31 protein-coding genes and 1 pseudogene are annotated in these 25,843 nt (G+C 67.8%); all 32 read right to left on the reverse strand.

Annotated features, from left to right (window positions below; translation table 11 throughout):
• Positions 1 to 34: 34 nt before the first annotated feature.
• Complete coding sequence (locus tag HUW43_RS03065) at positions 35 to 466, reverse strand: hypothetical protein (protein ID WP_027443815.1); 432 nt, start codon at positions 464 to 466, stop codon at positions 35 to 37.
• Between the two features lie 19 nt (positions 467 to 485).
• Complete coding sequence (locus tag HUW43_RS03070) at positions 486 to 1,127, reverse strand: DUF6441 family protein (protein WP_188236037.1); 642 nt, start codon at positions 1,125 to 1,127, stop codon at positions 486 to 488.
• The gene (locus HUW43_RS03075; RefSeq protein ID WP_188236038.1) at positions 1,124 to 1,438 is read right to left on the reverse strand and encodes a hypothetical protein; all 315 of its coding nucleotides are present in this window, start codon (positions 1,436 to 1,438) and stop codon (positions 1,124 to 1,126) included. The genes HUW43_RS03070 and HUW43_RS03075 overlap by 4 nt, the downstream gene beginning before the upstream one ends.
• Positions 1,439 to 1,440: 2 nt before the next feature.
• The gene (locus HUW43_RS03080) at positions 1,441 to 2,463 is read right to left on the reverse strand and encodes a major capsid protein (RefSeq protein WP_188236039.1); all 1,023 of its coding nucleotides are present in this window, start codon (positions 2,461 to 2,463) and stop codon (positions 1,441 to 1,443) included.
• A gap of 94 nt (positions 2,464 to 2,557) precedes the next feature.
• On the reverse strand, positions 2,558 to 2,947 hold the full coding sequence (locus tag HUW43_RS03085; RefSeq protein WP_188236040.1) for a head decoration protein: 390 nt from the start codon (positions 2,945 to 2,947) through the stop codon (positions 2,558 to 2,560).
• Between the two features lie 11 nt (positions 2,948 to 2,958).
• A complete protein-coding gene (locus HUW43_RS03090; protein ID WP_188236041.1) occupies positions 2,959 to 4,314 on the reverse strand; it encodes a S49 family peptidase in 1,356 nt (451 codons plus the stop codon).
• Between the two features lie 10 nt (positions 4,315 to 4,324).
• On the reverse strand, positions 4,325 to 4,663 hold the full coding sequence (locus tag HUW43_RS03095) for a MerR family transcriptional regulator (RefSeq protein ID WP_188236042.1): 339 nt from the start codon (positions 4,661 to 4,663) through the stop codon (positions 4,325 to 4,327).
• A 10-nt stretch (positions 4,664 to 4,673) separates the two neighbouring features.
• On the reverse strand, positions 4,674 to 6,146 hold the full coding sequence (locus HUW43_RS03100) for a phage portal protein (RefSeq protein WP_188236043.1): 1,473 nt from the start codon (positions 6,144 to 6,146) through the stop codon (positions 4,674 to 4,676).
• A gap of 3 nt (positions 6,147 to 6,149) precedes the next feature.
• Entirely contained in the window at positions 6,150 to 6,362 is a 213-nt protein-coding gene (locus HUW43_RS03105; protein ID WP_188236044.1) for a phage head-tail joining protein, read from the reverse strand.
• 10 nt (positions 6,363 to 6,372) lie between these two features.
• Positions 6,373 to 8,415 carry a phage terminase large subunit family protein gene (locus HUW43_RS03110; RefSeq protein WP_188236045.1) on the reverse strand — a complete coding sequence of 681 codons (2,043 nt, stop codon included), beginning with the start codon at positions 8,413 to 8,415 and terminating at the stop codon, positions 6,373 to 6,375.
• Positions 8,360 to 8,938 (reverse strand): elements of external origin, encoded by a 579-nt coding sequence (locus HUW43_RS03115; protein WP_223181234.1) that lies wholly within the window; start codon positions 8,936 to 8,938, stop codon positions 8,360 to 8,362. The genes HUW43_RS03110 and HUW43_RS03115 overlap by 56 nt, the downstream gene beginning before the upstream one ends.
• Before the next feature lie 29 nt (positions 8,939 to 8,967).
• Complete coding sequence (locus HUW43_RS03120; RefSeq protein ID WP_188236047.1) at positions 8,968 to 9,228, reverse strand: hypothetical protein; 261 nt, start codon at positions 9,226 to 9,228, stop codon at positions 8,968 to 8,970.
• Entirely contained in the window at positions 9,225 to 9,707 is a 483-nt protein-coding gene (locus HUW43_RS15615) for a hypothetical protein (RefSeq protein WP_027442683.1), read from the reverse strand. The genes HUW43_RS03120 and HUW43_RS15615 overlap by 4 nt, the downstream gene beginning before the upstream one ends.
• A 202-nt stretch (positions 9,708 to 9,909) precedes the next feature.
• Positions 9,910 to 10,419 (reverse strand): annotated as a pseudogene (locus HUW43_RS16000) (DNA cytosine methyltransferase); the annotation flags it as partial.
• A gap of 1 nt (position 10,420) precedes the next feature.
• A complete protein-coding gene (locus tag HUW43_RS03130) occupies positions 10,421 to 11,797 on the reverse strand; it encodes a site-specific DNA-methyltransferase (protein WP_027442681.1) in 1,377 nt (458 codons plus the stop codon).
• A 535-nt stretch (positions 11,798 to 12,332) separates the two neighbouring features.
• Complete coding sequence (locus tag HUW43_RS03135; protein WP_086620132.1) at positions 12,333 to 12,851, reverse strand: GNAT family N-acetyltransferase; 519 nt, start codon at positions 12,849 to 12,851, stop codon at positions 12,333 to 12,335.
• Positions 12,848 to 13,123 (reverse strand): DUF1778 domain-containing protein, encoded by a 276-nt coding sequence (locus tag HUW43_RS03140; RefSeq protein ID WP_086620131.1) that lies wholly within the window; start codon positions 13,121 to 13,123, stop codon positions 12,848 to 12,850. Before HUW43_RS03140 ends, HUW43_RS03135 begins: the two co-directional genes overlap by 4 nt.
• A 54-nt stretch (positions 13,124 to 13,177) precedes the next feature.
• Complete coding sequence (locus tag HUW43_RS03145) at positions 13,178 to 13,630, reverse strand: DUF6362 family protein (protein WP_188236048.1); 453 nt, start codon at positions 13,628 to 13,630, stop codon at positions 13,178 to 13,180.
• Positions 13,627 to 14,160 (reverse strand): crossover junction endodeoxyribonuclease RuvC, encoded by a 534-nt coding sequence (locus HUW43_RS03150; protein ID WP_113453648.1) that lies wholly within the window; start codon positions 14,158 to 14,160, stop codon positions 13,627 to 13,629. Before HUW43_RS03150 ends, HUW43_RS03145 begins: the two co-directional genes overlap by 4 nt.
• Positions 14,161 to 14,594: 434 nt before the next feature.
• Positions 14,595 to 16,916, reverse strand: coding sequence for an AAA family ATPase (locus HUW43_RS03155; protein ID WP_223181235.1), 2,322 nt, complete (start codon positions 16,914 to 16,916; stop codon positions 14,595 to 14,597).
• Complete coding sequence (locus HUW43_RS03160) at positions 16,913 to 17,701, reverse strand: hypothetical protein (protein WP_188236050.1); 789 nt, start codon at positions 17,699 to 17,701, stop codon at positions 16,913 to 16,915. The genes HUW43_RS03155 and HUW43_RS03160 overlap by 4 nt, the downstream gene beginning before the upstream one ends.
• Positions 17,701 to 18,108 carry a DUF6511 domain-containing protein gene (locus HUW43_RS15625; protein ID WP_223181236.1) on the reverse strand — a complete coding sequence of 136 codons (408 nt, stop codon included), beginning with the start codon at positions 18,106 to 18,108 and terminating at the stop codon, positions 17,701 to 17,703. The genes HUW43_RS03160 and HUW43_RS15625 overlap by 1 nt, the downstream gene beginning before the upstream one ends.
• A 3-nt stretch (positions 18,109 to 18,111) precedes the next feature.
• Positions 18,112 to 19,815: a DEAD/DEAH box helicase gene (locus tag HUW43_RS03170; protein ID WP_188236051.1), complete on the reverse strand. Its 1,704-nt coding sequence runs from the start codon at positions 19,813 to 19,815 to the stop codon at positions 18,112 to 18,114.
• Positions 19,816 to 19,822: 7 nt separating this feature from the next.
• Complete coding sequence (locus HUW43_RS03175; RefSeq protein ID WP_188236052.1) at positions 19,823 to 20,419, reverse strand: hypothetical protein; 597 nt, start codon at positions 20,417 to 20,419, stop codon at positions 19,823 to 19,825.
• Between the two features lie 17 nt (positions 20,420 to 20,436).
• Positions 20,437 to 21,324: an ATP-binding protein gene (locus HUW43_RS03180; RefSeq protein ID WP_188236053.1), complete on the reverse strand. Its 888-nt coding sequence runs from the start codon at positions 21,322 to 21,324 to the stop codon at positions 20,437 to 20,439.
• The gene (locus HUW43_RS03185; protein WP_188236054.1) at positions 21,324 to 21,620 is read right to left on the reverse strand and encodes a hypothetical protein; all 297 of its coding nucleotides are present in this window, start codon (positions 21,618 to 21,620) and stop codon (positions 21,324 to 21,326) included. Before HUW43_RS03185 ends, HUW43_RS03180 begins: the two co-directional genes overlap by 1 nt.
• Positions 21,617 to 22,105 (reverse strand): hypothetical protein, encoded by a 489-nt coding sequence (locus HUW43_RS03190; RefSeq protein ID WP_188236055.1) that lies wholly within the window; start codon positions 22,103 to 22,105, stop codon positions 21,617 to 21,619. Before HUW43_RS03190 ends, HUW43_RS03185 begins: the two co-directional genes overlap by 4 nt.
• Positions 22,106 to 22,115: 10 nt before the next feature.
• A complete protein-coding gene (locus tag HUW43_RS03195) occupies positions 22,116 to 22,325 on the reverse strand; it encodes a helix-turn-helix transcriptional regulator (protein WP_050474479.1) in 210 nt (69 codons plus the stop codon).
• Between the two features lie 166 nt (positions 22,326 to 22,491).
• The gene (locus HUW43_RS03200) at positions 22,492 to 23,436 is read right to left on the reverse strand and encodes a hypothetical protein (protein ID WP_188236056.1); all 945 of its coding nucleotides are present in this window, start codon (positions 23,434 to 23,436) and stop codon (positions 22,492 to 22,494) included.
• Entirely contained in the window at positions 23,411 to 24,598 is a 1,188-nt protein-coding gene (locus HUW43_RS03205; RefSeq protein WP_188236057.1) for a hypothetical protein, read from the reverse strand. Before HUW43_RS03205 ends, HUW43_RS03200 begins: the two co-directional genes overlap by 26 nt.
• 116 nt (positions 24,599 to 24,714) lie before the next feature.
• Positions 24,715 to 25,419 (reverse strand): ImmA/IrrE family metallo-endopeptidase, encoded by a 705-nt coding sequence (locus tag HUW43_RS03210; protein WP_317450806.1) that lies wholly within the window; start codon positions 25,417 to 25,419, stop codon positions 24,715 to 24,717.
• Positions 25,420 to 25,441: 22 nt separating this feature from the next.
• On the reverse strand, positions 25,442 to 25,768 hold the full coding sequence (locus HUW43_RS03215) for a helix-turn-helix domain-containing protein (RefSeq protein ID WP_188236059.1): 327 nt from the start codon (positions 25,766 to 25,768) through the stop codon (positions 25,442 to 25,444).
• Between the last annotated feature and the right edge of the window lie 75 nt (positions 25,769 to 25,843).

Here is a 25,843-nt window from a genome sequence, read left to right on the forward strand (position 1 = left end):
GCCCATTCTGCCCAATTGCCTGACCGTCTGCCGCTCAGCCGCCGAGCGGATCGCTGACCAGATATTCGGCGGTCAGCACGATCCTCGCGCTGAGCAGCGGTGCGGCGCCCTCGATGGCCAGCACGCCGATCTCCGGGGCGGAGGGGACGAGCGTCTCGGCCAGCCCGCCGAGCGTCTCGTCTGCCGTGAGCGCGGCGCCGATCGCGCCAAGCAGGGCATCGAGCCCCGCCTCGCCGCCGCCACCGGCAGGCTGGGACATATAGGCCTCGAGCTCGATGCGGTGGCGGTACCATTCGCGCCGCGGGTTCAGCGTCACCTCGGGCTCGCCGGGCTCGCCGTCGCGCAGGATGACGAGCCCCTCTGCCGGCACCTTCTCCGGTAGTGCGGCATTGCGCCGCACCGGCGCTGACAGCCGAGCGCCGAGCTGCGCGGCGAGCGCGGCAAGGATGGCCTCCCGCTTCGACATGGCATCTTCCCGATCGTCGTCAGTTCCAGCGCCGCACGATGCGGTCCTCGAGCCGGGCGATCCAGCGCTCGGCCGCGCCGCCCACATCGAGCCGTTTGCTGAGGCGCACCTGCGGCACCAGCACGAACAGCACCACGCTCACCAGTCCGTGACCGGTGCGCATCGCCGTAGTACTCGCGCGGGCATAGCCGCCGCGCCGGCCGCTGCGCGCGCGCAGGTTCTCGCCGACCAGCAGCGCCGGCCGGCCCGCTCGTCCCGGCACGAAGCGCAGGGGCTGGCCCATGCGCTGCTCCCACAGCCGCGGGGTCAGCCGCCGCCCGCCGGCACGCATCGCCCTGGCCGCCTCGGTCGGAATGGCAAGGAAGGTGGCATGCCGCGCGCGGATCAGCGCGCCCTCGGCATGGCCGCGGATGATCAGCGGCGCCTTCGACCACACCAGCCCCGCCGCCCCGAGGCTCGCCTCGCCCTTGGGCCAGACCTGTCCGCGCCAGGTGCGCGCCAGCCGCGTTCCCAGCCCCGCGCCTGTCACCTGCGCGCGCAGCTCGTCCTTGAGCCCGCCGGTCGCCTCGGCGACGGCGCCGCTCACCGCCTGCTCAGCCGCGGCCACCTCCTCGGCCATGATCTGCCTGAGATCGCCGATGGTGGTAAGCTCAAGCCTCATGGCCCGCGCAGCTCCGCCGTCCAGACGAGGCGCTCGGCATCGCCGAGCGGTTCGCCCTGCACGATCCACGTCTCGCCTGCGACTTCGATCGTGTCTCCGGCAGAAAGCAGCGGCACCTCGGCCATGCGCAGATCGGCAAGCGCGGTCGGCGCGTGCAGGCGGGTCTCGCCCCAGCCAACCACCCGGTCGGGACGGCGCAGCACCACCCGCACCGGCACAGGCGCACCGCTGCCGCCCGCCCGCCAGAGGCCATCGCGCGCAAGGTTGGGATCGGCGAAGAGATCGTCGATGGCCTCCGCGAAGGGGCTCATGCTCAGTTGCTCGAGAAGATGCGCACCGCGAGCCGCGGGCGCTTGTTGACAGGCAGGATCGACGCCTCGGTCTTGACCTCGATCGCGCTGCCATCGGGCCGGGCGATCTGCCGCGCGTAGATCGGCAGGCCGACCGTGTTGACCGTCTCGATCAGGTTGGCAGGCGCACCGTAGGTGACGAAGGTGTCGAGCGTGCCAAGCGGGAAGGCGATGCCCTCGCCGGAGGGGATCAGCGTTTCCGTTGCGCCGGTCGAGAGGGTGACGGTGGCATTGTACTCCTCGAACACGATCCCGGCGAAGGGGAAGCGCCGGCGCGTGTCCTCGCGCAGCGGCTGCGCCCCGGTCGAGGAATAGTACTTGTAGGCCTCCTCGACCTTGGCGTGACCGATCAGCCTGTCGAAGAACTCAGGACTGACGAGCGCGAGCACACCGGTCATGGTCTCGCCCTTGAGCTCGGTCTCGATCTTCCTGAGCACGTCGCGCACCTTGCCCTGGACCTGGGTGCCGGCGGTGCCGAGCAGGAAGTCCGTCTCCTGCTGCGCCAGCCCGAACTCGGTGAAGTAGTTGTAGAGCGTGGTGCCGGCGCCATCCCTGACGATGCCGCGCAGCGCGTTGACCTCCATGTACTCGCGCGTCTGGGCGTGCTTGACCCGCATGCGGGTGAGCTTGCGCTCCATGACGGTGGCGAGCGGATCGGCGGCGTCGGCGACGCCGAAACCGCGCACGCCCTGGATATCCTGCGGCGTGATCACGTCGTCGTGCGGGATCCAGGGCACCGTGAAGGAGCGCATGGAGCGCGTGTCGCGATTGGCGACGGTGGCGGGACCGCCCAGCGGCACGGTGGGCAGGAGGTTGAGCACGCCTTCGGCCTGCTCGATGACGACGGAGCGCTGGGTGATGCCATCGAAGCGGAACAGGCCCATCTGCCCGAGCCGGGTGTAGACATTGGGCAGGATGTTGATGGCCTGGGTCATCTCGGCGAGCGAGTAGCCGCCCGCGTCGAACGGGTTGATCATGGCGACCATGGGGTCGGGTCTCCTTGGGCTGGAACGGGCATGAAAAAAGCCCCGAGGCGGAAGCCTTGGAGCCGGTCAGAGAGTCAGAGGGGAAACGTGAAGATCAGGCGGTGTCGCGCGGCACGATGCCGGCAGCGCTGAGCTCGGCGTGTTTGGCGGCCGCCTTGGCCGCGTCATCGACGGAGGCGTCGAAGACGAGCGCCGCCCTGGAAACGATCGCGGGCCCGCGGGCGATGACGAGGCCGGTCCTGTCACCGGCCGTGGCGTCGACCGCCTCGGTCAGAACGGCGCTTGCGACTTCCGCGCCCTCGTCACCGACAACCTGGGCCGCCGGCGCAAGTCGGTACTTGCCCGAAGCGGTGATCCGCCCGAGCACGGAACCGAGTGCATAGCTCGTTCCGGCCTTGAGGGTCACAGCCTCGCGGCAGTAGCTCGCATTGAGCTCATACTTGAGAAGATCGCCCAGCGTGGGCGGCATGGTCAGCGCGGGCATGGATCACCTCCTCATGCGTTGCGGTTGGTGGTCGCGGCGCGCTCTCGCGCACGGCGGACGATGGGGCTGTCGCCAGGGCCAGGCGCCTGCGGCGCCGCGACAACCACGGCGCTCGCCTTGGCACGTGCCGCGAGTGCGTCGAGCACGGAGCGGCGCAGCGCTTCGGGCCTGATTCCCCTCGCCATGGCGTCCGCCGCATCGATGGTCAGCCCAAGCCGGCCCGCCTGCGCCGCGATGGCGGCGATCTCGGCATATTCGGCCCGGAGCCGCTCGGCTGCAGTCTCAGCCGGGGCTTCGGGCGAAGCCGGTGCGGAGACGGGAGCCGCCGGTGCAGGTTCCGGTGCCTGGCCGTCGTCCACCTGGGATTCCGGAGGATTGGAGGCGGGCGCATCCGTCTCGATGTTGGCGGCTGTATCGTTCGCCACTTCGGTATCGGTGGTCATGTCGAGCTTGCTCCTTGGAGGTTGAACGGCAGAGGTGCGCCGCTGGGCGCCTGCCTTCGCCGGGGCGAGACCCCGGCTTCGGACCGGTCGATCGAGCGTCGCGGCGAGGTCGGCGAGGGCCTGGTCGACGCTGCCCAAGCGGTCCGCGAAACCGACGTCGATGCCGCGCCGGCCGCGATATGTAGCGGCCTGTGTTGCGCGGACCGCGTCCGGGCTCATGTTCCGGTTGCGCGCGATGAGCGCGACGAGTTCGTCATGCAGCGCATCGACATCGGCCTGGATGTCGGCGAAGGCCTCAGGCGAGAGCGGCTCGTGGAGATTGCCATCGACCTTCTTCGCGCCCGCGTGGATGAGCGTCCACTTGAGGCCGGCCATCGCGTCGGCGGCGCTCTCGTCGACATGGATGGCGACGACGCCGACCGAACCGACCTCACCGGTGCGGGTAACGTAGAGGCGGTCCGCCACGCTGGCGATGGCGAAGGCGGCCGACAGCGCGCTCTCGCTCGCCACCGCCCAGAGCGGCTTCTGCGCGGCTTCGCGCAGGGACACGAGGCGATCGACCAGGTCGAACAGGCCGCCGACCTCGCCGCCCGGCGAGTCGAGCTCGAGCAGCACGGCGCGGGTGGCGGGATCGGCGAAGGCCGCCGCGACGGCGCTGCCGATCGCGCCATAGTCGGTCGCGCCGAAGAGCGCCGTCAGCCAGTCGCCCCGGCCCACCAGCGGTCCGAGCACCGGCACCACGGCGATGCCGCTCTCGGTCACCGTGAAGCCACGCGATGCCGCCCGATCGGCGTCGGGGAGGATCGGCATGATCGCGGATCGCGTATCGACGGTCAGATCGGCGGCGAGCAGTCCATCGAGCGCGCGCGGCGCGATCGCCAGCGGCTGGCCCAAGAGCCGAGCGAGATAGGACCGATGCATCATTGGCACGTCCTTAGGCGAGGAGCCTCGTACGGACGCGCGCGGCGATCGCGGTCATGTCGAGGCGAATTTCTGCGTCGCCGATGCGGGCGGTCAGAACATCCTGCCCCGCCGTCTCCAAGGGCGAGTGACCGATGATCGTAGCCGCACGCGACACGGGAAGCCCCAGTACCTGCAACTGTTTGATCGCAGCCAGATGGATGGCGTCCCGGAGCGTGAAGGGACGGTGAACGCCGCGCCGCGTCGGATGGATCGGATTGACATATTGCAGATTGATCCATTTGTGGATGCACGCCGGGCTGACGCCCGTGGCCGCGCAGACCGCATCGATCGTGAACGTCCGTTCGGTCATCACGACCTCCTCAGGTGTCGAGAGATTGCGCTTCCGTCGCGGGGACGGATTCATCCGTCCCGGACGGGTCGGTTGGGATGGACGCCTTGCCAAAGGCAAGCCCGAGCTGGCGCTCTCGCGCACGGTCCGCAGCGATCTCGGCATCGACCTGATCGGCGTCGTAGCCGCGCTCGGCGAGGGCCTGGGTGCGGCTCTTGAGCCCCGCCTCGATCTGCTCGATCTCGGCGCGGGCATCCTTCAGCGGATCGACCCAGTCCCATTTGGGCGGCAGCCACGAGCAGGCAATGTGGTCACGGCGGCGCGCCTCGTAATCGGGAAGGTCGAGAGTGCCGGCCATGACCGCCGTATCCATCCAGCGCGCCCAGACGCGCCGACAGATCTGCCAGACCATGACCGAATGCTGATAGGCCTCGATGCGGCGGCGGAACTCGAGGAGCGCGAGGCGCGAGTTCGAGTAGTTCGCCTTCAACATGTCGTTCGACAGATATGCGTACGGAATGCCGAGCGCCGCCGAGACCTGCAGCAGCGTGCGATACTGGAACGGCTCGTAGGTCTGGCCGACATCCGCCGGCGCCGAGGTCTGCACCTCCTCGCCCGGCTCCAGCATCACGATCTGGCCGGGCTGCAGGTCCATCGTCCGCTCGCCGCCTTCGTCGCTCTCGGCGACATCGAAGGACTCGGCCGGCGCCGGCGTGGTGATGAAGAGCGCATGCATCGCCGCGACCTTCTTCCGGTCGAGCTCGGCGTCGTCGTACTGGTCGAGCAGGAACAGCTTCACGATGCCCGGCGCGAAGCGCGAGACGCCCCGCAGCTGCCCGGCATCGACCGGATCGATCACGTGGATGACCTCGGATGCAGGAACACGAACGGTCTCGGCCATGAGCCCCGGATCGGTCACGTCGCCCGGGTGCCGGCGCAGGAAGTGATAGGCGACGCGCCTGCCGATGCCATCGAACTCGATGCCCTGGCGGACGACATTGCCGCCGGGAAGCTGCTCGTTGCGGCTGAGCGGCAGCATCTCGGAGGGGATCATCTGCAGCTGCAGCGGCACCACGAGCCCGTCCTCGGGCCGGCGCGGACGGAAGCGGAGGAACACCTCGCCGGCGATGAACACCTCGCGCGCGGCGCGCCGTTGCAGGCCATAGAAATCGGTGAACCCCTCGGCGTCGCTGTCGTCGGTCCAGTCGAGCCAGAGGCGCTGCACGCGCGCCTTGAGTTCGGCATCGGCGATCAGGGACGACGGCTTGATGCCGTCGCCCACCACATTGCCGGCCCAGCTCTCGATCGCGTTCGCCGCATAGCCATTGTTGCGCACCAGCCAGCGGGCGCGCGCGGTGATGTCGGCGCCGGCAGCCGCGATCAGCGTGTTGAGATGCGCCCGGCTCGGCTGGAAGTGCCGCAGCCTGCGGCTTGCCTGCCCCGCTTCGAAGCCGCCCACCAGCGCGCCGATGCGGCGGCGCCACCGTGTGATCGATTCCAGCACGGGTCAGAGCCCCTTGGTTGCCGTCGTGCGAACGATGCGGCGGCGCGCGCCGGTCTGCGCCTCGGCGATCCGCCGTTCGAGGTCGCCGAGGGCGGAGGCCATTTCGGCATCGCTCGCATAGGTGATGCGGCGCCCCTCGATCTCGACGGTGCGCACGCCGCGCCAACGGGCGGCGAGCAGCGCATCGCGGCGCGCGATCATGTCCTCAAGCGTCATGGTCCTGGTCTCAAACGAGATAGCTGGGCGTGATCACCCGTCGGCCGCGCCGGGCTGGCGCTCGTCGCACCAGACCCGCGGAGGCGATCCCTGGCGTGCCGGGGTGAGAACCAGCAGTCTCTGGCGCCACCGGGGCACACCGATCGAGCGAACCCACCTGGCCTTCGAGATCGCGCCACCGGGCTTCCCCCCAGCGGTCGGCGCCGGCGATCCAGGCGGCAGCGCGGGCGTAGACCCGGCAGTCGAGCGCCTCGTTCCTCTCGCGCAGCTTCTGCCATTCGAGCCGGGCAAAGCCGCGCCGGTTGCGCACCGTCACCAGCTGCTCGGCGGTGAGCTGGCGCAGCCACTCGCTCTCGATCCAGTCGGGCAGATGGATGGTGCCCGGCGGGAAGCCGGCGCCGGCCGCGCGCTCCTCGGCAGTCGGGCGCGCGAGCCGCAGGAAGCGGTAGGTCTCGGCCTTGAAGCTCGAGACCGCGACGGTCCACAGCCGCGCGCCGCGCCGCAGGCGCCGCCCGTTCTCGGTCGCATCGACATAGGTGGGCCCCGAGACCGGGCTTGCCCGGTTGAACCCCTCCACCCCCTTGACCGGCGCCACCTGCGCAAAGCCGACGCTGCGCGCCCAGGCATAGACCGCCGGGGCCTCGTAGCCCGTGTCGATCGCGAGCCGGGCGATGCGCAGCTGCGCGCCGTGCTCGTGCGGCCAGGGGCGGTCGAGGAGCGCGCTCAGCCGCTCCCAGGCTTCCTGCCGGTCCGGCCCGCCCTCGATGACGATATGATCAACGAGCCAGCTTTCGAGGCCGCGGCCCCAGGCCCAGACATCGACCTCGATGCGGTCCTTCTGCACGTCGGACCCAGCGGTCAGGAACAGCCCGCCCGCGGGCACGGTGCCGGCCGGCCAGCTTTCCCTGCGATCGTAGAGCCGCTGCCAGTCGGGCGCCTCGCCGCTCTCGACCCAGGTCTCGCCCAGCACGGTGTTGCGAAACACCTTGATCGCCTCGTCAGAGCCTTGCGCCGCCTCCCAGCTGCGCGCGATCCGCGCCCAGCTCAGCCAGCCCACCGGCGAGTAGAGCGCCGAGAGATGGTAGCCGGTCGTGGCAGGATCGGCGGCGGTCGCGGTGGCGCGCCATTCGCCGGCTTCCAGCATCGCCGTCTTGTGGTGCTCGGCGATGGGCGCCTCGCAGCCCTCGCAGACATATTCCGCCGTCTCGGGCTGGCCCTTGTGCCAGCGCAGCCGCTCGAACTTCAGCCACTGCATCGCCCCGCAATGCGGGCAGGGCACGAAGTAGCGGCGCTGGTCGGAGGCCTCGAACTCGCGCTCGATCCGGCTCACCCCGCGGATGGTGGGCGTCGAGACCAGCAGCACCTTGCGCCGGTGGGCGAAGGTGAGCGAGCGCGCCTCGGCGAGGCTCACCGGATCGCCCTCCTCGTCGGCCGAGGCCGGATAGGCGTCGATCTCGTCGAGGAAGATGTAGCGCGCCGGCATCGAGCGCAGGCCCACGGCCGAGTTGGCCCCCGTCATGATCAGGATGCCGCCCGCGAACTCCTTGGACAGCATGGTGTTGCCGGCATCGCGGGACCGGGCAGGCTTCACCCGCTCCCGCAGCGCCGGGCTCTCGGCGATCAGCGGATCGATGCGCTGGCGCGAATGGCGCTTGGCCAGCTCCACCGTGGGCTGAACCGCGAGCATCGGCCCCGGCGCCTGGTGGATGACATAGCCGATCCAGTTGTTGCCGGCCTCGGTCGCGCCCACCTGCGCGGCCTTCATGAACACCACCCGCTGCACCGGATCGTGCGGACCGAGCCGGTCCATGATCTCGCGCATGTAGGGCGTTCTCGCCGTGCGATAGCGCCCCGGCTCGGCCGAGGCGCGCGCGGCGAGCATCCGGTGGCGATCGGCCCAGGCGGAGACCGCGAGCAGCGGATCGGGCGCGAGACCGCGTGCCCAGGCGCGCAGGATGTCAGCCGCGCCGGCGAAGGCCTCGCCCGCCGCGCGCGCCTCAGGTGAGGTCGGGGGCCCGTGGGGCGGCAAGCTCCTCGAGGTGGCTGCGGACATGGTCCTCCAGGATTTTCTGCATCGCCGCCACCTCCACGTTCACCTCCTCGCTGCACGCGGCCGAGAGCTCGGCCGCCATCAGCGCCGCCACCCGCGCCGGCCAGGTGACCCATGCCTCGCGCTCCTCGCGCGCCAGACGGAAGACCAGCGCCTCGGCCCGGGCGCGCTCAACCAGCTCGCCCTTCAGCTTCTGCAGCCGGATGCGCCGCTCCTGGGCTTTCAGCACCTCGTTGGCGGTGCGCGCCTGGAGGAAGGTCATTGCGCTGTTCGCCGGCGGCGCGGCCAGCCCCTGCTCGCGCAGGGTCTCGCCCACGGCGGCGACGGCGGCCTCGGGCACGGGCCTGACGCGCTCTGCCGGGCCGCGGCGGGATCTGGCCGGATCGGTGGCCTCGGCGCGGCGCACATCGGAAGCGGCGGCATCGATCGAGCCGTCGGGATGCAGCACCAGCCGCCCGGCGGCGCGCGCCTTCTGCACCGCGCCGCGCGAGATCCCGGCATGCGCCGCATATTGCCGCTCGCTCATGCCCATGGGTGCGGGAGTTCCGTTGGCAGTCATGTCGCCGACCGATCAGGCCTTGCCGATCCTTGCCCCAGCGCCTGGCGCTCGCGCAGCTGCTCGAACAGCCGCCGCAGCGCATAGGAGCGCGCAAGGCTCACCAGCGTGAACATGGCGCCGATCATCAGGTTCTGCGCCAGCGTCGCATACAGGCCGAAGATCGGAAAGATCAGGACCTGCGTGACGACCGCGACGCCGTAGCCGACGGCGACGTTGGCAAGGGACTCGACCAGCGACATGAGGCGGGATTGCTTCATGCCTCTGCCTCATCCATCGCCCAGCAGTTCAGCCGCCAGAGTTCGCAGCGCATGCGCTGCAACCAGCGGGACCACGCCATTGCCACAGAGCCGAAGCCGGTCCACCCGGTGGGCCAGCCCATCAGCGCCTCGACGAACAGCGGGTTCAAGGTCCGGGGCGATGGCGAGATATCGCGCCCAGCCATCGACGTCACCAGGACCTGGCGGCCAAGCAGGCCGTTCACCGGTGTGTTCGCCAATGTCGTCGCCCCATCCTTGTGATCCCGCGCCGTCGGCGTCATCCACATCCCCGCCGCATGGGTCAGGTCGGCACTCCTGCGGTTGCCCGCGCTCGGCTTGCAGCCGTCGTTCGCCATCGGCGTCGGCCAATCCCGCGCCATCCGGTCCAGACCCTTCTCGTCCTTCCTTTCCCCACCTCGGCTGCGAAAGCTGTCGGTCTGCGGCGTCGGCCACAACGCGGCCGTCGTCGCGAGGTTCATGCCGTGCTGCCCCGCTGCCTGCGAGGGCGTCGGCTTCGTCTGCCGGTTTTCGTTGGCGCTGGCGCGGGGCGTCGGCCAGAGCCGCAGCAGTTCCGTCCGGTTCCCGCCACTCGACCGGGTTCCAGAGCAGGCGCGCGGGGTCGGCCAGCTCGTCCCCCTCGCGAATGGCGAGGATGAACAGACGCTCGCGTTTGTGGGGAGCGCCGACTTCCGCCGCTGTGAAGAGGCCCGCCGCAAGGCGGTAGCCCATGCCGACCAGTCCTGCGGCGACTTCGGGGAAACCGAGGCGGAGATGATGGGCGACATTTTCGAGGAAGACGAAGGGCGGCTCGACCTCGCCGATGATACGGGCGACATGAGGCCAGAGGTGGCGTGGGTCGTCGGCACCCCGGCGCTTGCCCGCGACGGAGAACGGCTGGCACGGATAGCCCGCAGTGACGATGTCCACCGCGCCGCGCCACGGGCGGCCGTCGAAGGTGCCAACATCGTCCCAGACAACAGCCTGATCCAGGGACGCGTCTTCCATCCGCGCCACGAGAGTGGCTGCGGCGTAGGTTTCCCGTTCGACATGGCCCACAGCACGATATCCGGGGATGGCGATGGCGAGCCCAAGGTCGAGACCGCCTGCGCCGGAGCAGAGGGAGAGGCCGAACAGGCACGCATCTCCCGCTCCGGAATCGTCTCCGGAGGAAGGTAAAGCCAAGTCATGCATGTCACGCGGCGGTCTTGCGCTTTCGCGCGGGTTCAGGGGCGGTGTCCATGTCCGGCGTATCGGCCATGGGTTCCGTGCCGTCGCCCAACCGCTCGGCTTTCACCTCGGCAAAGGTCCGCCCGTTGCCCTCGAGGATCGCCTCGCGGCCCGTGGCGGCCTGCCAGCGTTCGATCGCGACATCGACATAGGCCGGGCTGATCTCCATCGCGAAGACACGCCGGCCGTTGGCCTCACCGGCCATGATCTGAGTGCCCGAGCCGCAGAACGGCTCGTAGCACAGCCCGCCGCGCTCGACGTGCTGGCGCATCGGGATGGCGAAGGCATCCACCGGCTTGGGCGTCGGATGATCGGGGCGCTCCTCGCCGGCAGGCACGGCCATCTCCCAGGTCGAGGGCAGCGTCTCCTCGGCGACCTTCGGCGGACGGTGCGGGCGGCGCCAGCCCATGAAGCAGGGCTCGTGCTTCCACAGATAATGCGAGCGGGTGAGCACGCCGCGGTCCTTCACCCAGATGATCTGCTGATGGACGAAGGCGCCGGCCTTCTCCCAGCAGGCTTCCAGCATCGCCTGGCGGCGGGACGCGTGCCAGCAATACCACGCGGCATCCTCGGTGATCGCCTCGGCAATGGCCGCGGCGATGAAGCCGTCGTAGAGTTCCGCGCCCTGCGAACTGTCGTCCCAGGTCACCCCATAGGACTGCGACCAGTCCTTGTTCCGCGTCGGGTGGTTCGCGCCGTCGTAGTCCACGAGATAGGGCGGGTCGGTGGCAAAGAGCACGGCGCGCTCGCCGTTCATCAGGCGGCGGACGTCCTCATGGTTGGTGCTGTCGCCGCAGAGCAGACGGTGGTGCCCGAGGATCCACAAATCGCCCCTGCGTGAGGCCGGGTTGCGCGGCGGCTCGGGGATGGTCACCGGCGGAAACGAGCCGCCAGCCCCGCCGTCTTCATCGTCTGCGTCCGGGTCGAGCGCGAGGAGCTTGTCGAGTTCGCCGTCGGAGAAGCCGACCAGCGACAGATCGAAGTCCTCGGCCAGCAGTCCCTGCAGCTCGGCGGAGAGCAACGCCTCGTCCCAGCTTCCGAGTTCCGTCAGCTTGTTGTCCGCGATGCGGTAGGCCCGGCGCTGCGCGGGCGTGAGATGCCCGAGCACGATCACCGGCGCCTCCTTCAGCCCGAGCTGGCTCGCCGCCAGAACGCGGCCGTGGCCCGCGATCAGCTCCCCGTCCTCGGCCACGAGGCAGGGCACGGTCCAGCCGAACTCGGCCATGCTGGCGGCGATCTTCGCCACCTGCTCGGCCCCATGCTGCTTCGCGTTCCCGGCATAGGGCTTGAGGCGCGCGAGCGGCCACGTCTCGATCCGGTCGGGTGCAAAGGCAAGGGTCATGGATAAGAGGAACCGATGAGGGGTCAGGAACGCGGGAGCGGCGGCACCGGCGCTGGTGGCCGCTGATTGGCCAGGCTGGCTCAGCGGCCGAAGCCTCGACGCGCATGCAGCCGATGGGCAGCTTGCTCGATTGGGCGAACGGGAGAGTGGATCCTGCGGTGGATTCCACGGTGGATCGCCTGTGGACTCCGGGTGGATTCTGCAGGCCAGCAGGAAGCCACCCGGAAGCCAGCCCGGGCCTTCGGCTATCCAACGGAAATCACGCGGTTTTCTTGTGTCATTCGGCAGGCGGTGGCTTCCGTCTGGCAGGGGTGGCTTCCCAAAAAATCGGCCTGTGCCAAGCGATACGCCGCGCCTCGCCCGCCAGCATACGATTTCCGCCAGGAAGGACCCGCGAACTCGTCTGGAAGCGGGACCAAGGCCGCGACGCGCGCGCCTCTCCCGAGGATAGCCAGAATCTACCCAAGAACCGGGGTTTTCGTCTCTTCGAAAAGTGTCCGGCGGACACTTTCCGCCTCGCTTCGCGAGATTGCGGTCACTCGCCGAGGAGCGCTCGCAGATCTTTCATCAGCAGGAAGAGATGATACGGGTCGGTCGGGCTTGGCTCGAAGTCAAGCGCCTCATACCAGGCGCGCGCTTCGTCGTCCTTGGCATGTACGAGCAGTGCTCGGATACCAGCAATCTCGGCCGCTTGGGCCGTGCGGAGCAGCGCGTCCTTGAGCAACCCCTTGCCCAGTCCCTTTCCCTGCTCGGATCGGTCGATGGCAAGACGAGCGAGGAGCATCACCGGAATCGGGTGACGAGCCAGCCCCTTGCCGACCCGACCAGGCGCATCGCCATGTTCGACGGCGCCGACCGCGAGGCTGTAGTAGCCCACGACGCGCTGCCCTTCGTGACAAACGACATAGGTCTGAGCGCTGCCCGCTTTCTGGCTGACCAGCGCGTGGCGTTGCAGGAATCGATTCAGGGGCTCTTTGCCGCAATCAAACGCGTCAACGCTATGGGAAGCGTCGAGCTTTCGGACGGCAGAGAACGCTTGGTCCTCCGCCGTCACTCAAGCACGCTCTTCTTGGCGAGCAGTTTGGCGAGGCGCGGCTTGCTCTGGACGGGACGGTCGAGAACATCCTGGAAGGCTTGCCACTGGGCGTCGTCCAGCCGGAACAAGCGCCGATCGACCAGCGCTTCCTCGGCGGCATGGATGCCCGCTTCGAGCAGGAACTCCGTCACGTTCTTGTGCGAAAACGTGGCCGCTCGCTGCAGCAGCGCCTTCATGCTCGGCGTGGTGCGCACCTCGATACGTTCGGACTTGGCTTCGGCTGCGGGCATGGCTGATCTCCTGTCCCAGATTCCATATCATACGGACAACGTACGGACAAGAAGTTAATTGGGATGTCCAGCGGGATCGTCGCAAGCCTCCTTAACCATTTCAATCACGTAGCGCCGCGACCGGAGTCGCGGGACTTTCCGCTGATTCAGCCGCCACGCGATCACGCAGAGCGCGTAGAGCCAGTGCTCGTGCGCCGCCGAGCGCTGCAATCCCACGGTCCAGCAGATGGTTTTCCAGCGCTCGCCGTAGGCGCGCAGCCAGACAATCTTGCCGTCGATCGGATCGAGCCCCACCGTCCAGCTGAGCGTCTCCTCCATCCGGCTGATCGCGGCGGGTGACGGGATGACGCGCATCGGCTTCGGCTCCTGTCCGACCTTGTCGGCGAAGCTATGGATGACCTCCGGCCAGACGTTGAAGTAGCCCTGCCGCCGGGGTTCGGGCAGGCGCTTGAGCACAAAGGCCGCTTCCGCGAGACGTTCCTCGACGAGGCTCGGTGTCCACTTCACTGCACGCCTCCTCGGGTCTCCAAGGCCCAGAGCAGGATCGCGATCGCGTCGGCCTCGTTGTCGTCGGCGGGTTGGAACCCGCGCTGGCGCATTGCGGCGAGCACGGCATCCTTGCCGGCGTTGCCCTTGCCCGTGGCGAAGCGCTTGATGGTGCCGACCGGAACGCCCTGATAGGCGACACCCTCACGCTCGCACCAAGCGGTCAACGTCGCCAGGAAACCGCCGTAGAGGTGGGCGGCGTCAGTGCCGATATGGCGCCGGACCTCCTCGAAATAGATCGCGGCCAACCCACCGCTGTCGTCGGCCAGTTGTTCGAGCCAGCGCTGGAAACGCAGGTACCGCATGCCGCCGCCATCGAAGCGTCCGGAGCGGAAGGTGGCGGTTCCGCTGTGCACGATCCCGCCCGCCAGGCTCGCCCAGCCCGTGGTGGTGCCGAGATCCAGGGCGAGAATGGCGCTGCCCGCGGATGTCGAGATGACCGGGGCCGGATGGGGCGCGCTCTTGGGGAGAGGTGACGGGCACTGGCTCATGGTGGTGGGTCCTTCTCGTCTGATGTCGGTGAGGGGATGGACGGCACGGTGCCTGCGCGCGCGAAGCCCCTGGGGGTGGGAGTGGGAGAACCCGCTTGGCGCGGTTCTCCCCCACCCCCGAAGGGGGTGGCTTTCACCCCCACAACTTCGAGAGCGCATCAACACGTTGAATCTTTTGGAGAAATCGAAGTTGGGACGGCCCATGGCGTGGGTCGCGTTCCCAACTTGAATCTGCGAAAGGCCGCGCAGCGGGGCGCGCTGGAGCCAAGGTAGTTGGGAGGAGCTTTCCCAACTTGAATGTGCGCGGGACGGCTGGGGGGTGCGCGGTGGCGCGAAAAGCAGCGAAAGTAGTTGGGAAGCTGGCCGCCCAGCTCGCCGCAACTTGCCACAACTTGATTCTGCGTAAGTCCGCGTAATCGGGATGAGCTGGCGCATCACGAGGTCTCCTCCGTCTGATAGACCCAGACCAGAGGGTTCTCGACCGGCAGCGCCGCGCCGCTCTGTGGGCACTTGTAGGTGCTGGGAAGGACCGGGATCCGGACGGGCACGACCTCGCCGGTGTCGGGGTCTGCCGTCTCTTCTCCGGTCGGGAACGTCATGCCCTCGACGCAGAGATAGCCGAACTTCGAACGCGAGGTTGGCAGGCCGAATGGCGCGCCATCGCGAACGAACTTGATGAAACCCTTCGTGGCCAGCACGCTGATCCGTTCGCGGATCGTGTCCTTGCCGCCGAGCCCGGCCTGGTTCTCGAAGCTCTCGGCGAACTGCAGCGCGGTGTAGAGTCGGCCGGCCTCGGCCTCATCGAAGAGCAGTTGAAGGATCACGTCGTGTTTCCGGGTCCGTTCGGCGTCCAGCTTCTCGCCAAATTCGCGGCGCACGAGGCGCTCGCCAGAGCGGTCCACCACGACCCAGCGCCCGTCGGCCTTGTCGATGATCATCGGCTCGATGCCGGGGCCGTTGCGCAGCTCGAAATGCAGCATCCGCTCCGGCCGGCCCTCGTCGGGACGGTGCATGATCACGCCGGAGGTGTAGAAGCTGCGGAGGCTGCCCGCGCCCGAGAGCGCCATGAACGGGTCCTCGACGAGCTGTTTCTTCGTGGTCTTGCGGGTGTGATGGCAGAGGATCAGGCCGGCATCCGGGGCTACGGCGTCCCGCAGCGCTTCGACCCGCTCTTGCAGGAAGAAGAGCATCGCGGTGTTGTCGTTCTCCCCGCCGCCGTCCGGACCCCCATCGAAGAGATTGCGGATCGGGTCGATGCAGAGGATATCGGGAGCGCCATGGCCGTAGTGGGCGCGAACCGCGGCGATGGTCAGGCCCACGCCGCCGGCGTCGAGCAGCATGCGGACCTTCGGCGTGGCGACGAGATTGTCGCGCGCCGCGGCCAGGAGCGCCGGATCGATCCGGATCGCCTGAAGGCGTTCGCGCAGGTAGTGGTATTGAATCTCCGCCTGCAGATAGAAGATCCGCAAGGGCCGGCTTGGCGCGAAGCCGAGGAACGGCACGCCCGCCGCCATGTGGACGAGCAGACTGATCAGGAAATCGCTCTTGCCGACCTTGGGGGCGCCGCCGAGCACCAGCATCCCGCCGGGCGTCAGCAGCCGCGGAGCGATGATGTCCTCGGGCATCGGGCTCACGTCGTCGAGCAGTGCGCCGAGCGTGAAAACCGGCAGCGCGGACATCGGCGGAACAGCGATCCGTTCGAGGGCCGGTCCGTGGCGCTCTTCGTGCAGCCGCCAGAGGCGCTGTGCTTCCGAGGCGAGACGTTCGAGCGGCCAGCTCGGACGGAGCTGGGCGGCGTTGTACTGGCAGATCGCCTCCCACGCGTCGTCGCGGCTCATGCGGCCCTCGTGCGCCATGCGGACGTAGTGGCCGATCGCGGCGCTCGCCCCCTGGAAGCGCGTCCAGTCGTCCGAGCCGCCTTCGCGGACCGGTGTCGTCAGGACATCGGTGATCGAGGGTTTGTCCGAAGATGGGCCTGGCTCGGATCCGACCCCGGCAAGCGGCGGCATGTCGGCGACTAGCTCGGCGAAGTCGCGCAGATGGACCTCGACCCGCGGGCTGTGGCGGCGGATGTTGACCAGGCGCTTGAACCCGCCCTTGTGATAGACGGAGCCGGCCAGACGGATCGGCTGGTGGGCCGATCGGAAATGCGTGTCGCCGCCGACCTTGACCGCAATGTCGCCGCGCAGCCGACAGAGAAGCGCGATGTCCTCGCCCTCGGCCGGTTCACTCAAGCGCCACCAGACATGCAGCTTGTCGAGACCGTCCGGCGTCCGGCCGCCGCTTTCGACGAGCAGTGTCGGCTCGCCGAGATGCCGGATGAGGTGGTCGAGCTTGGCGGCGATGTCACCCGCGTCGAGGTCGACCAGGACCGTCTGCATCTGCTGGACATCGGCGGCCTTGGCCTTGCCGGTCTCGGCGACCGTTCCCGGCACCACATAGAAGGCCGCCCCTTCGCGTGCTGCCCAACCGGCGAAGGAAACCGCCTTCTCCAGCAAACTGCCGTCGATCTCGATCCAGGCGTTGTGGGGTCGGCCCCCGCCGTGCTCCGCACGGCCATCTTCAGATTTCTTTGGGCCTTGGCCCTTGTCCACGAACCCGCGCAGCGGAACCCAGCCCTCGCAATAACCGAAGACGACGTCGAGAAAGACGGCGATCTGCTCTGGATCCGGCTCGATGTCGAACGGATCGGACTGCGGCGTAGCGTCGTTGAAGTCGCGCCAGGCATCGAGGGAGACGACTTTGTTCTCGCTCATGCCGCCAGCCCCCAGCAGCGATCCGACCACGGGCACATCCGGCACTCGTGGAAGTCACGGCTCGTAGCGATGCGCGGCAGCAGATCCCCTGCATCGCTCGCCTGAAGGATCCGCACGGCGCGGTCGCTCATACGCTGGGCGAGCCCCGCGTCGAACGGCACGAGTTCGTGGTGCAGTTCGGCGGTGTCCTTGTTGATGGCGGTGAAGAGCGCTGGATTGTCGGAGATGCCGGGGACCTGCGGCTCCATGTAGGCCTGGTAGAGGGCGATCTGGGCGGCGTAGACCGGCTTCGCGACAACCACGCCCTTGGCCACGGTCTCGCGCCAGTTCCTGGCGTTCATCGTCTTGCATTCCCAGAGCGCGGGAACGCCGATGCCCAGCTGCTGCGGAGCAGCGGCAATGATCCCATCGACATGACCGCGGATGCGGCCACCCGCGACCGAGAAGCCGAACTGAAAGTCGGCGCCAGCCAATTGCTCGCCGTCCGGACGGTTGCCCTTGCGGGTAAAGAGATCGAACCCGGCACCGCGCAGCCAGCCGATGGCAAGATCTTCGAGCGCGTGTCCGATCTCGAAGATCCGCAGCGTCTGGCCGGAGAACTCCCGGCCCTCATCCTTTGGCGCCCCCGTGAACTCGAATTGCAGAGCGCGTTCGCACGGGTGCCCGAGGCGGGAGCCGCCGAGGTAGGTCCTGGGCGCAACCGCCGCGCGTTCAGCAGCGATCGCCTCGTCGATCACCGCATTGATGCGTTCGGCGCAGGTGGGGCGGCGGTTGTAGTCGAGCATCAGAACGGCACATCCTCGTCTTCAGCAGCAATGGCGTGCATGGCGTCCTGGAAGCCGCCGACGGCGACCTCGATGAGCGTGAGCACCTGCGCCTCCGAGAGATCGGAGAAGCGCGTCTGCCAGCCGATCTCCTCCATGATTTCGGCGACCGGCTTCATGGCGGCGCGGATCGCCGCCTTCTCCTGTTCGGTGAGATCAACCATGGCCCAGCGCTCCCGCGCCAAGCGCGTCCAGAAGCCCTGGCAGGCCATCGAGCAGAACCAGACCGAGGGGCGCGGCCAGTTCGATGGCACCGGATCGAACCAGCCAAAGCCACGGGTGGGTCGCCGGCAGACAGCACAGAGCCTTCCACGCGGATGCCAGAGCCGCCGCCGTTCCTCGGCCGTGGTAGGGGAAACAGAAGCCATGGCTCATGCCGCCCTCCCGATGGCTGCTTCGGGCGCGGCATCGGCCGCGCCGAAGACGAGGGAGCGGATGGCGTCGCGGTTGAACCGGAAGGCCAGCAGCGCCGAGGCCTGGTAGCGGGTGAGCCCGAAGTCCTGCCGGGACTCCGGCGGCAGGAAGGCGAGCTGCCGGTCGGTGGGCGGCTGGTTCAGCCAGCGGCGGGTCTTGTGGGCGCTCTCGTCGCTCTCATGCTCGTTGAGCCAGTCGTCAGCCGCTGCCAGACAGACGGTGCGCTCGCCCACGGCCAACAGATGCGGCCGCTGCTTCTGGAGGCCTCCGATGCCGTACCACCGGCCGTTCAGGAAGAAGACACCGCCCCAGGCATTGAAGCCGTTGGCGATGAGCGCGGCATCGTCGCCGAAGAGGTCGCACCAACGGAAACTCGACCGCTTCAGCAGGTCGATCTCGGTCATCACGAAGTCACCGAGCGGCGTTGCTTCGCCGCCTTCGGGACGCTCCCAGACATGACCGCACAGCGGGCATTCGATAGTGGCGAGCGGCACGATGGCGCCGCAGTCCGGGCAATCCTTGGTCGGCGCCTCGCCGGAGGGTTCGCGACCGTCCAGGTCGACGTCCTGCTCCAGCGATCCGTGCATCAGGGTCGAGGTGCCGAAGTCGAGCACGATGCAGTCGGTCTTGATGATGCCGGGATGCTCCTCGGGCGAGACCGTGCGCAGACCGCGACCGACCATCTGGATCATGGTCGACTTGTAGGAGCTCGGCCGCAGCAGCACGACGCAGCCCGTCGGCGGGTGATCCCACCCCTCGGTCAGCACCGCGACATTGACGACGACCCGCAGCTCTCCGGCGGCGTAGGCGTCGAGGGTCGTCTTGCGGTCGGTATCGGCCATGTCGCCTTGGATCAGCCCGGCGGCGACACCGGCCGCGTTGAAAGCGGCGGTCACGTTGCGCGCGTGGTCCACGGTCGAGCAGAACACCACCGTCTGGCGCTCGCCCGCCTTTTCCCGCCAGTGGCGGATGACGGCGTCCGTGACCGGCGACCGGTTCATGATCGCGTCGACCTCGGCCATGTCGAAATCGTCGGCCGTGCGGCGCACCTTGGTGAGCTGGTCCTGGACGCCGACATCGATCACGAAGGTGCGCGGCGGCACGAGATGGCCGGACGCGATCAGCTCCCCGATCCGGATCTGATCGGCGACGTTGGAGAACACCGGGCGCAGACCGCGCTTGTCGCCCCGATTGGGCGTCGCCGTGACGCCGTAGACCCGGCACATGGCATTGCGCTGCAGCGCGGCGTCGATGATGCGCCTATAGCTGTCGGCTGCCGCGTGATGCGCCTCGTCGATCACCAGGAGGTCGAGCGCGGGCAGCTGGCCGAGATTACCGGCGCGCGCCAGCGTCGGCACCATGGCGAAGGTGACCTGGCCAGCCCAGGATTTCTCCTTCGCGTCGACGACCGAGGTCGTGATGCGGGGATTCACCCGGCCGAACTTGCTGCGGTTCTGCGCGGTCAGCTCGTCGCGGTGGGCGAGCACGCATGCCTTGGCGCCCGTGCTCTTCGGGGTTTCGCCGACCATGCGACCGACGACCCCCGAAAGCATGATCGTCTTGCCGGCTCCGGTCGGGGCGACGCCGAGGGTGTTTCCGTGTTCGTCGAGCGCGCGGACGCTGCGCTCGACGAACTGCTTCTGGCGGGGACGCAGCAGCATGGCCGCCTCACTGCGCCCAGGACGGGCGCGTGCCCGCCGCCGGTGCTGAAGATTGGGGCATGGATGGCGGGGAAGGCTGAGCCTGCGGCTGCGCTGCCGCACCGGGCACGCCCATGAGGGCGGCATAATCCTTGTGATCCGGCGTCACGGCCGCGCGGATCTCGTTCTTCTCCTCGCCGTTGGTGTCGGTGCCGATGTCGATCCGCGCCACGAACTCGAGCCCGTCGAGATCGGCAAAGCCGCTGATGCGACGCGCGGCCTGGGCCTGGGCGGACGTGTCCTTGTCCGCAATGCCGCGCGCGGAGTTGAGCATGCCGCGGATCAGGCTGCGGCCCATGTTCGCCCAGTCCGGCCCCTTGGGGCTGTACAGCCCGATCAGGGTGAAGATCTTGCGCCGTGCGTAGGGCCCTTCGAGAACCGTGAACTCGCCCGAGAGATAGACCGAGCCGGTGGTCCCCCGCGTGGCGTATCCGCCGGTCCAGCCCTGCGCCGGATCGTCGAAACCGCCCGGACGGATCGTCAGGCGCACCTTGGCCAGCGTGCCCTTGGGGATGATGTTGCTGTTCTGCTTGGCGTCGTTGAAATCGTTCCAGGATCCAGTCATGGCTGGGGTCTCCTCGTTCAGGCGTTTTCGGAAATGGCAGGGGCGTCGGAGGTCGCAGCGGTCGCGGCCGGGGGCGCCCTGCGATAGGCCAGCCGTTCGCAAGCCGGCTTCACGGGGCCGCGGATCTTGGCCATCAGGCGGCCGAGATGCGGCTCCTCGATCAGGTCGAGACGGCCGGATCGATCCTTCGCCGGGAAATTGCAGGGGTTGATCGTCTGGCAGACGAAGGCACGGTACGGCGCGCCGGCGTCGTCCTTGATCTCCGCCATCGTCAGGACTTCATCGACGATGCCCGGCAGCTCGAGGCCGGTCTTCGCGCCGTCGATCTGCGGCTGGAAGATGCGTCGATTGAAGTCGTCGAGCTTCTCGTCGAGGATCCCGACGAACCAGACGTTCTTCGCCCGCGTGTGCTGCAGATGCGTGAGCCACGCGATCATCTCGCGGCCGTGCAGGCCATAGGCGCCGCGGACATCGGGCTTGCCGGTCTTCTCCGAGAATGCCTCGGGCTGCCCCTTGCACCATTGGAAGCAGAGCCGCCCGGCGACGGTGATCGAGTCGATGAAGACCGTGTGGTAGCGGTCGAGCGCAGCCGGATCGCCGAAGCGCTCGCACACCGCCGCGAAGTGGGCCTCGCTGTAGACCTGGTCGTCCCGCAGCGCCGGATTGGGGCCGCCGATGAAGACCGCGAAGTCGCGGCATTCAGCCCATGTGCGCGGCCGGACGCTGTCGCCGGACCATCCCTCGATGGCGAGGTCGCCCGCCTCCAGGTCGATGAACAATGTAGTGGCGGGGTCGAGCGTCCAGAGAAGCGAGGTCTTGCCGATCCCGGACTTGCCGAAGATCGTGCCCTTGATGCCGCGCGGCTCGGCGAGCCGCTGGTCGGCGGAGATGATCGGGAGGGCCATCACTTGCCTCCCTTCGTCGCGATCAGGGCGTCGATCGCGACGTCCGCGCCGAGCGCGCCGGCCTTGCGGGCCTCGTCGTGGAGGGTGCGCACCGCGTCGATTTCTCGGTAGAGGGCCGATGCCCGCTCGTTCAGACCGATGAGGGCAAATGCCAGGTCGTCGATCGAGGCCGTCCCGACCGGCTTGACGGTCTCGTCGCGACGCTCGCCAAGGGCCGGCACCCGGATGGTCTCGGGCAGCTTTTCCAGCCCGTAATGGTGCTCGCGGAGCACCGCGAGCTTCTTCGTGATGCTCATGTCGTCACCTCGCCGTTCAGGGAAAGACGGAAGCTGGGCTTGCCGGTGCGGACGGTGCGCGCGTCCTCGAAGGCGGAGCGGATGTGGCTCGGCCAGGCCGCGAACTTGCGCTCGGGCACCTTGATCGCGACATCGACGTATTCACCGGGGTCGTCGCCCTCGGCCCGGATGCGTTCGACGAGAGCGGCGAGCTTGTCCTGGTCCCAGTCGACGCGCTTCGGCAGATCGGCGATCACGGTGACCGCGCCGTCATCGAAGCGGACCGTGCCGGTGTCTTTGCCGGCAGTCTGGCGCGCTGCGTGGGCACGATCGCCGTACTTGAGCGCGACGGCCCCATCGAGCCAGTCGCAGACGGTCTTGGCGCGGCGCAGGGCGTCGGCGGCATCGTCCTGCAAGAGGGCGAGTTGCTCGGCGGGCAGAGCGGCGATGTCGCCGACGGCCATGCGGCGGAGCTCATCGAGGGAGATACGGTTTGAGATCGTCATCACCGCCCCCTCACGCCGCAGGCTTGCTTGGGTGGTCGGCGGTACTCGCGCGGATCTGCTCGCGCTCGTACTCCTCGACGTCTTCGAGGCGATACACGACGCGACCGCCGAGCTTGACGAAGCGCGGGCCTTCGCCCGTCCAGCGCCAGCGCTCAAGCGTGCGGTGGCTGATGTTCCAGCGCGCAGCCAGGTCGATCTGGTTGAGGTGTTTCGTAGCCATCTGATTCTCCTTCGGTTTTGGTCGAAAACCTGCGGAGACGATGGACGAGGCCGGGGGAGGAGCCGGGGAGGAGCCAGGGAGGAGATACGGGAGGAATGCAGTCCGAGTGGCCAAAAACCAAAAAGGCCGCCCCGAAGGACGGCCTAGTTTCGAGAGGCTTTCAGTGTCACACCTCGAGCCAGCAGTTGGATCCGCTCTCTCTGATCACCTCTTGCCAGGTGGGGTGGCCACCGAAGAGATCCTTCAATCGCTTCACCGATGGCCCGCACTCGGCTTCCTCCAGGATGCGCGCGACGGGCAGCACGGGGTCGCCGCCCAGCCAGGCTTCGGCGAGCATGGCCACGGCGATCTTCTGTTTACCGCCAGTGAACTCATGCCACGTGCCATGCACGATCAGCACGCCGCCATCGCCGGAGACCCAGACGGGCCCTTTGTGCGAAGGCCCCTTCAGCAGGCGTGCGGCCAGGACTTCCGGTGCGACAGCGAGGCCATCCTCGTGATCGACGACATCCGCCAGCGCGACGAACTCATGGCCCCTTATGAAGCTGAGGCGATGCCGATCCGGAGGATCGAGGAAAAGGACCACGCGCAGGCCTTCGGGGGGACGGCGCGTGACGAGTTGACGGAACTCCTCGAAAACCGCCGGCGCCGTCAGACCTCGGGCGACCCAGATCCCAGCGCGCGCCCTGCGCTTCGGCAGCCGCGCCGTCCCAAAGTCCATCACCGCACCATCAAGGGATGGCACGGGGTCATCACCGAGCGAGCAGTCGAGCCGGGCGGCCACTCGCCGGGCTGTGGCCGACATGTCCAGTGCATAGACCCGGCGACGGGCAGTGAAGTGCTCATCCTGCCACGCCTCATTGCCGAGATGCCCATGACGCCCCGTGATCGGGTGAACGATGACGGACGTCGGGGTGTCGTCCAGATCGTCCTCGGCGACGACGGCCATGGTGCTGCCGCGCGGCACGAGCAGTCCCGCTTCGATCAGCTGCTTTCCGGCGCCGCGCTTGTGGGCGAGGGCCATGGCCGAGACCCGCGCGTCGCGGGTCCCGGCGATGGACGAGAGCAGCCGGCGGGCGGCGAGATCAATCCTCGAAGAGCTGCAGGTCATCAACCAGGATCCCCCAGCGCCGAAGGTACTTCTCGCCGATCATCTGCTCGGCCGCGGTGCGATCCTTCAGATCGCAGCCATGCGGCCAGGTGATCGTCAGGGTCAGCGTGCGCCGCCTGTCACCTCCCGGGCGCCGGGCAAGCTTCACGGCGATCTTGGCCCGCGTGACGACGTACCCTTCGCTCAGGGGCGTGCGATCTCCGAACTTCTCTTCCGCCTTCGCCCATATCGTTTCGTCAGCGCGCGCGGGCTTCTCCAGCGTCACCCTGAAATCACTGTCGTCGATCGGCATCAGGCGCAGCTCGCGCACCTCGACACCCTCGATCCCGTCCTCGGGGTCGACCGGGAAGTCGTACGGCGTCAGCAGCACGGAAAGGTCGTAGCACCGCAGGGGCAGGCGGTTCTCCCTGAACTCGATGCCAAGGAGGTGCGTGACCGTCGCCTTCACGATCTCGCTCCGCGTCACCTTGTCGTTGGCGATCACCTCGATGCCACCTGTTGCGGGCTCATAGGTCACCGCGGCCTCGAACACGGGACGATAAGCCTGCCGCACGAGGGATCCCTTATCGTCGAAGCGCAGCAGATCGTCGGGCCGTCCCTCGCGGTAGATCGTCACCTGCACGAGGTCGCATTCGTCGCCCTCATGGGTCGTCCTCACCCGGTCGAAGATGTCGACATGGGCATGGGCGGCGCCCGAGAACTCCTTGATCGCGGAGACAAAGGCATGGCGGGCCGACGCGTCGCGTTGCACGACGCATCCGGCGTCGGTCATGTAGCCGGCCCACATCCGGCCGCGCCGGCGGTCCTCCGTGAAGCGAACCTCTTCGGCATGGCGGAACCGGTCCTGCGCGTTGAGGAACATCCAGAGCGACCGCGCGTGCGGGTTCGCGAGGCCGTCGAGGAAGGCGGGATCCTCGGCCACGCTGTAGATCGCGGCTTGCCCCGGCTCGTCGGACAGGGCATGGACGCGCTCAGCGTCATTGGAGATGCGGTCGCGCTGGACGCGGGACATCTTCTCGATGGCGCCGAGAAGCGGCCTGGACAGCGCGGCCTCCGGCACGCTCCAGTCGAACTCGGTGGGCAGGCCGATCTCCGGCCGGTCGAAGTATTCGCGCAGCGCCTCACCGGGCGTCTTGCGAAGGAAGGCGGAAAGAGCGGTCATGCTGGTCTCCTTTCGTGGTGCATCCGCGGAGTGGCTAATCCGCTAATTAGCGTATTTAGCACCCGCGCGGAGTCAATCGAAAAAATACGCTTTTCCGCGAATTGACGGATTCTCTGCTAGAAAAGAGAGGGTTGGCTGCTGGAGGAGACCAGTAGGCTCAGCTTCAAAAGGCGGACTCGCGCGGCATCCTCTGAGACCGCGAATCGGTCCATGACTGCACGGATAAGTGCGCAGCCATCCTCCGATGCCTGGTGTATCGAGCCGTGCAGTCCTCGCGGCTCGCAATAATCCGAGACAAGGCGGCGCAGCTGAGTCGCGGGCATAAGGATCGCCCCGCTGACGTATCCAGCCTGCCATTCCATCCAGTCGTACTGGGACGCGCTTATGATGCTGTCGCGCTTGCAGATGGCCTTGTTCTCGATGCTCTTGCGATCGAACAGATGCCGAGCGATGAACTTTTCCGCCCAGAGATGGCGGTGGAAATACACATGCCCAAACTCGTGGGCGAGGGTCGTCCGCAGCCTATTCTCCCGTCGCGAGTCGTTGGCCAGTTTCTCCGAGATGGAGACCTTCGTTCTTCCTTCCGGAAAGAACTCGGTCATGCCTTCAACGTCGTCCCCGAAGTCCGATAGGTCGGCGTAAGCATCAAGTTCCGATTCGTGCTGCTCAATCAGCACTTCGAGATCATCCGTCCGTACAGGAAAATCGACGGAGCCACGACGGCCGCGCAAGAGGGCGGAGACAATCCGCTCACACTCGCGGTCAAGCTCTTGGGCGGAGTAGTGTGGCCTCTCCGCGAACCGTCCAGTCTTGTCGGGCACCATCCTAACCAAGGCGACTACCTCAATTCGTAATGTTCTTTCTGAAATTTGCGAAGCTCTTCACGATCTTATCTCGATCCTTCGCCTTTTCTCGCACGTCATCAGGGATCTTTCCGGCCAGCACGAAAAGGTAGCCCTCGTCCTCATCGAGGATCGTTGCAAACTGCTTGATCAGGTGATCGGACGTGGGGCTCCGGCGGTCATGCTCGATGTCATTGAGGTACTGCGGCGAAATCGGGCCGCCGCCTTCCTCCTTCTTCACAAGTGCCGCGAGCTCCTTCTGGCTGAGGCCCTTTGCCTTGCGCGCCTTGGAGATCGCCTGACCAAAGGTCATGGATTGGGCTGACATCGCGGCTATCCTTTCGACTCCAACCAAAATACGCTTGTTCGCGGATTAGCGAAGTGTTACTCCTTATCCCGCAGT

It is taken from the genome of Sphingopyxis sp. LK2115 (genome assembly GCF_014595975.1).
Lineage (GTDB): Bacteria > Pseudomonadota > Alphaproteobacteria > Sphingomonadales > Sphingomonadaceae > Sphingopyxis.

Bases quoted from the DNA above. Each gene is read 5' to 3' on its own strand.
- HUW43_RS03105 (WP_188236044.1), bottom strand. From the start codon at position 6,362: ATGACGCTTGAGGACATGATCGCGCGCCGCGATGCGCTGCTCGCCGCC.
- HUW43_RS03170 (WP_188236051.1), bottom strand. From the start codon at position 19,815: ATGCTGCTGCGTCCCCGCCAGAAGCAGTTCGTCGAGCGCAGCGTCCGC.
- HUW43_RS03200 (WP_188236056.1), bottom strand. From the start codon at position 23,436: ATGACCTGCAGCTCTTCGAGGATTGATCTCGCCGCCCGCCGGCTGCTC.
- HUW43_RS03095 (WP_188236042.1), bottom strand. From the start codon at position 4,663: ATGACCGAACGGACGTTCACGATCGATGCGGTCTGCGCGGCCACGGGC.
- HUW43_RS03120 (WP_188236047.1), bottom strand. From the start codon at position 9,228: ATGAAGCAATCCCGCCTCATGTCGCTGGTCGAGTCCCTTGCCAACGTC.
- HUW43_RS03190 (WP_188236055.1), bottom strand. From the start codon at position 22,105: ATGACGATCTCAAACCGTATCTCCCTCGATGAGCTCCGCCGCATGGCC.
- HUW43_RS03075 (WP_188236038.1), bottom strand. From the start codon at position 1,438: ATGAGCCCCTTCGCGGAGGCCATCGACGATCTCTTCGCCGATCCCAAC.
- HUW43_RS03185 (WP_188236054.1), bottom strand. From the start codon at position 21,620: ATGAGCATCACGAAGAAGCTCGCGGTGCTCCGCGAGCACCATTACGGG.
- HUW43_RS03160 (WP_188236050.1), bottom strand. From the start codon at position 17,701: ATGCTCGACTACAACCGCCGCCCCACCTGCGCCGAACGCATCAATGCG.
- HUW43_RS03175 (WP_188236052.1), bottom strand. From the start codon at position 20,419: ATGACTGGATCCTGGAACGATTTCAACGACGCCAAGCAGAACAGCAAC.
- HUW43_RS03070 (WP_188236037.1), bottom strand. From the start codon at position 1,127: ATGAGGCTTGAGCTTACCACCATCGGCGATCTCAGGCAGATCATGGCC.
- HUW43_RS03115 (WP_223181234.1), bottom strand. From the start codon at position 8,938: ATGAGCGAGCGGCAATATGCGGCGCATGCCGGGATCTCGCGCGGCGCG.
- HUW43_RS03085 (WP_188236040.1), bottom strand. From the start codon at position 2,947: ATGCCCGCGCTGACCATGCCGCCCACGCTGGGCGATCTTCTCAAGTAT.
- HUW43_RS03180 (WP_188236053.1), bottom strand. From the start codon at position 21,324: ATGGCCCTCCCGATCATCTCCGCCGACCAGCGGCTCGCCGAGCCGCGC.
- HUW43_RS03140 (WP_086620131.1), bottom strand. From the start codon at position 13,123: ATGCCCGCAGCCGAAGCCAAGTCCGAACGTATCGAGGTGCGCACCACG.
- HUW43_RS03155 (WP_223181235.1), bottom strand. From the start codon at position 16,916: ATGAGCGAGAACAAAGTCGTCTCCCTCGATGCCTGGCGCGACTTCAAC.
- HUW43_RS03130 (WP_027442681.1), bottom strand. From the start codon at position 11,797: ATGACCCTTGCCTTTGCACCCGACCGGATCGAGACGTGGCCGCTCGCG.
- HUW43_RS03065 (WP_027443815.1), bottom strand. From the start codon at position 466: ATGTCGAAGCGGGAGGCCATCCTTGCCGCGCTCGCCGCGCAGCTCGGC.
- HUW43_RS03195 (WP_050474479.1), bottom strand. From the start codon at position 22,325: ATGGCTACGAAACACCTCAACCAGATCGACCTGGCTGCGCGCTGGAAC.
- HUW43_RS03090 (WP_188236041.1), bottom strand. From the start codon at position 4,314: ATGATGCATCGGTCCTATCTCGCTCGGCTCTTGGGCCAGCCGCTGGCG.
- HUW43_RS03215 (WP_188236059.1), bottom strand. From the start codon at position 25,768: ATGTCAGCCCAATCCATGACCTTTGGTCAGGCGATCTCCAAGGCGCGC.
- HUW43_RS03150 (WP_113453648.1), bottom strand. From the start codon at position 14,160: ATGAGCCAGTGCCCGTCACCTCTCCCCAAGAGCGCGCCCCATCCGGCC.
- HUW43_RS03205 (WP_188236057.1), bottom strand. From the start codon at position 24,598: ATGACCGCTCTTTCCGCCTTCCTTCGCAAGACGCCCGGTGAGGCGCTG.
- HUW43_RS03080 (WP_188236039.1), bottom strand. From the start codon at position 2,463: ATGGTCGCCATGATCAACCCGTTCGACGCGGGCGGCTACTCGCTCGCC.
- HUW43_RS15625 (WP_223181236.1), bottom strand. From the start codon at position 18,108: ATGGCTTCTGTTTCCCCTACCACGGCCGAGGAACGGCGGCGGCTCTGG.
- HUW43_RS03110 (WP_188236045.1), bottom strand. From the start codon at position 8,415: ATGTCCGCAGCCACCTCGAGGAGCTTGCCGCCCCACGGGCCCCCGACC.
- HUW43_RS15615 (WP_027442683.1), bottom strand. From the start codon at position 9,707: ATGAACCTCGCGACGACGGCCGCGTTGTGGCCGACGCCGCAGACCGAC.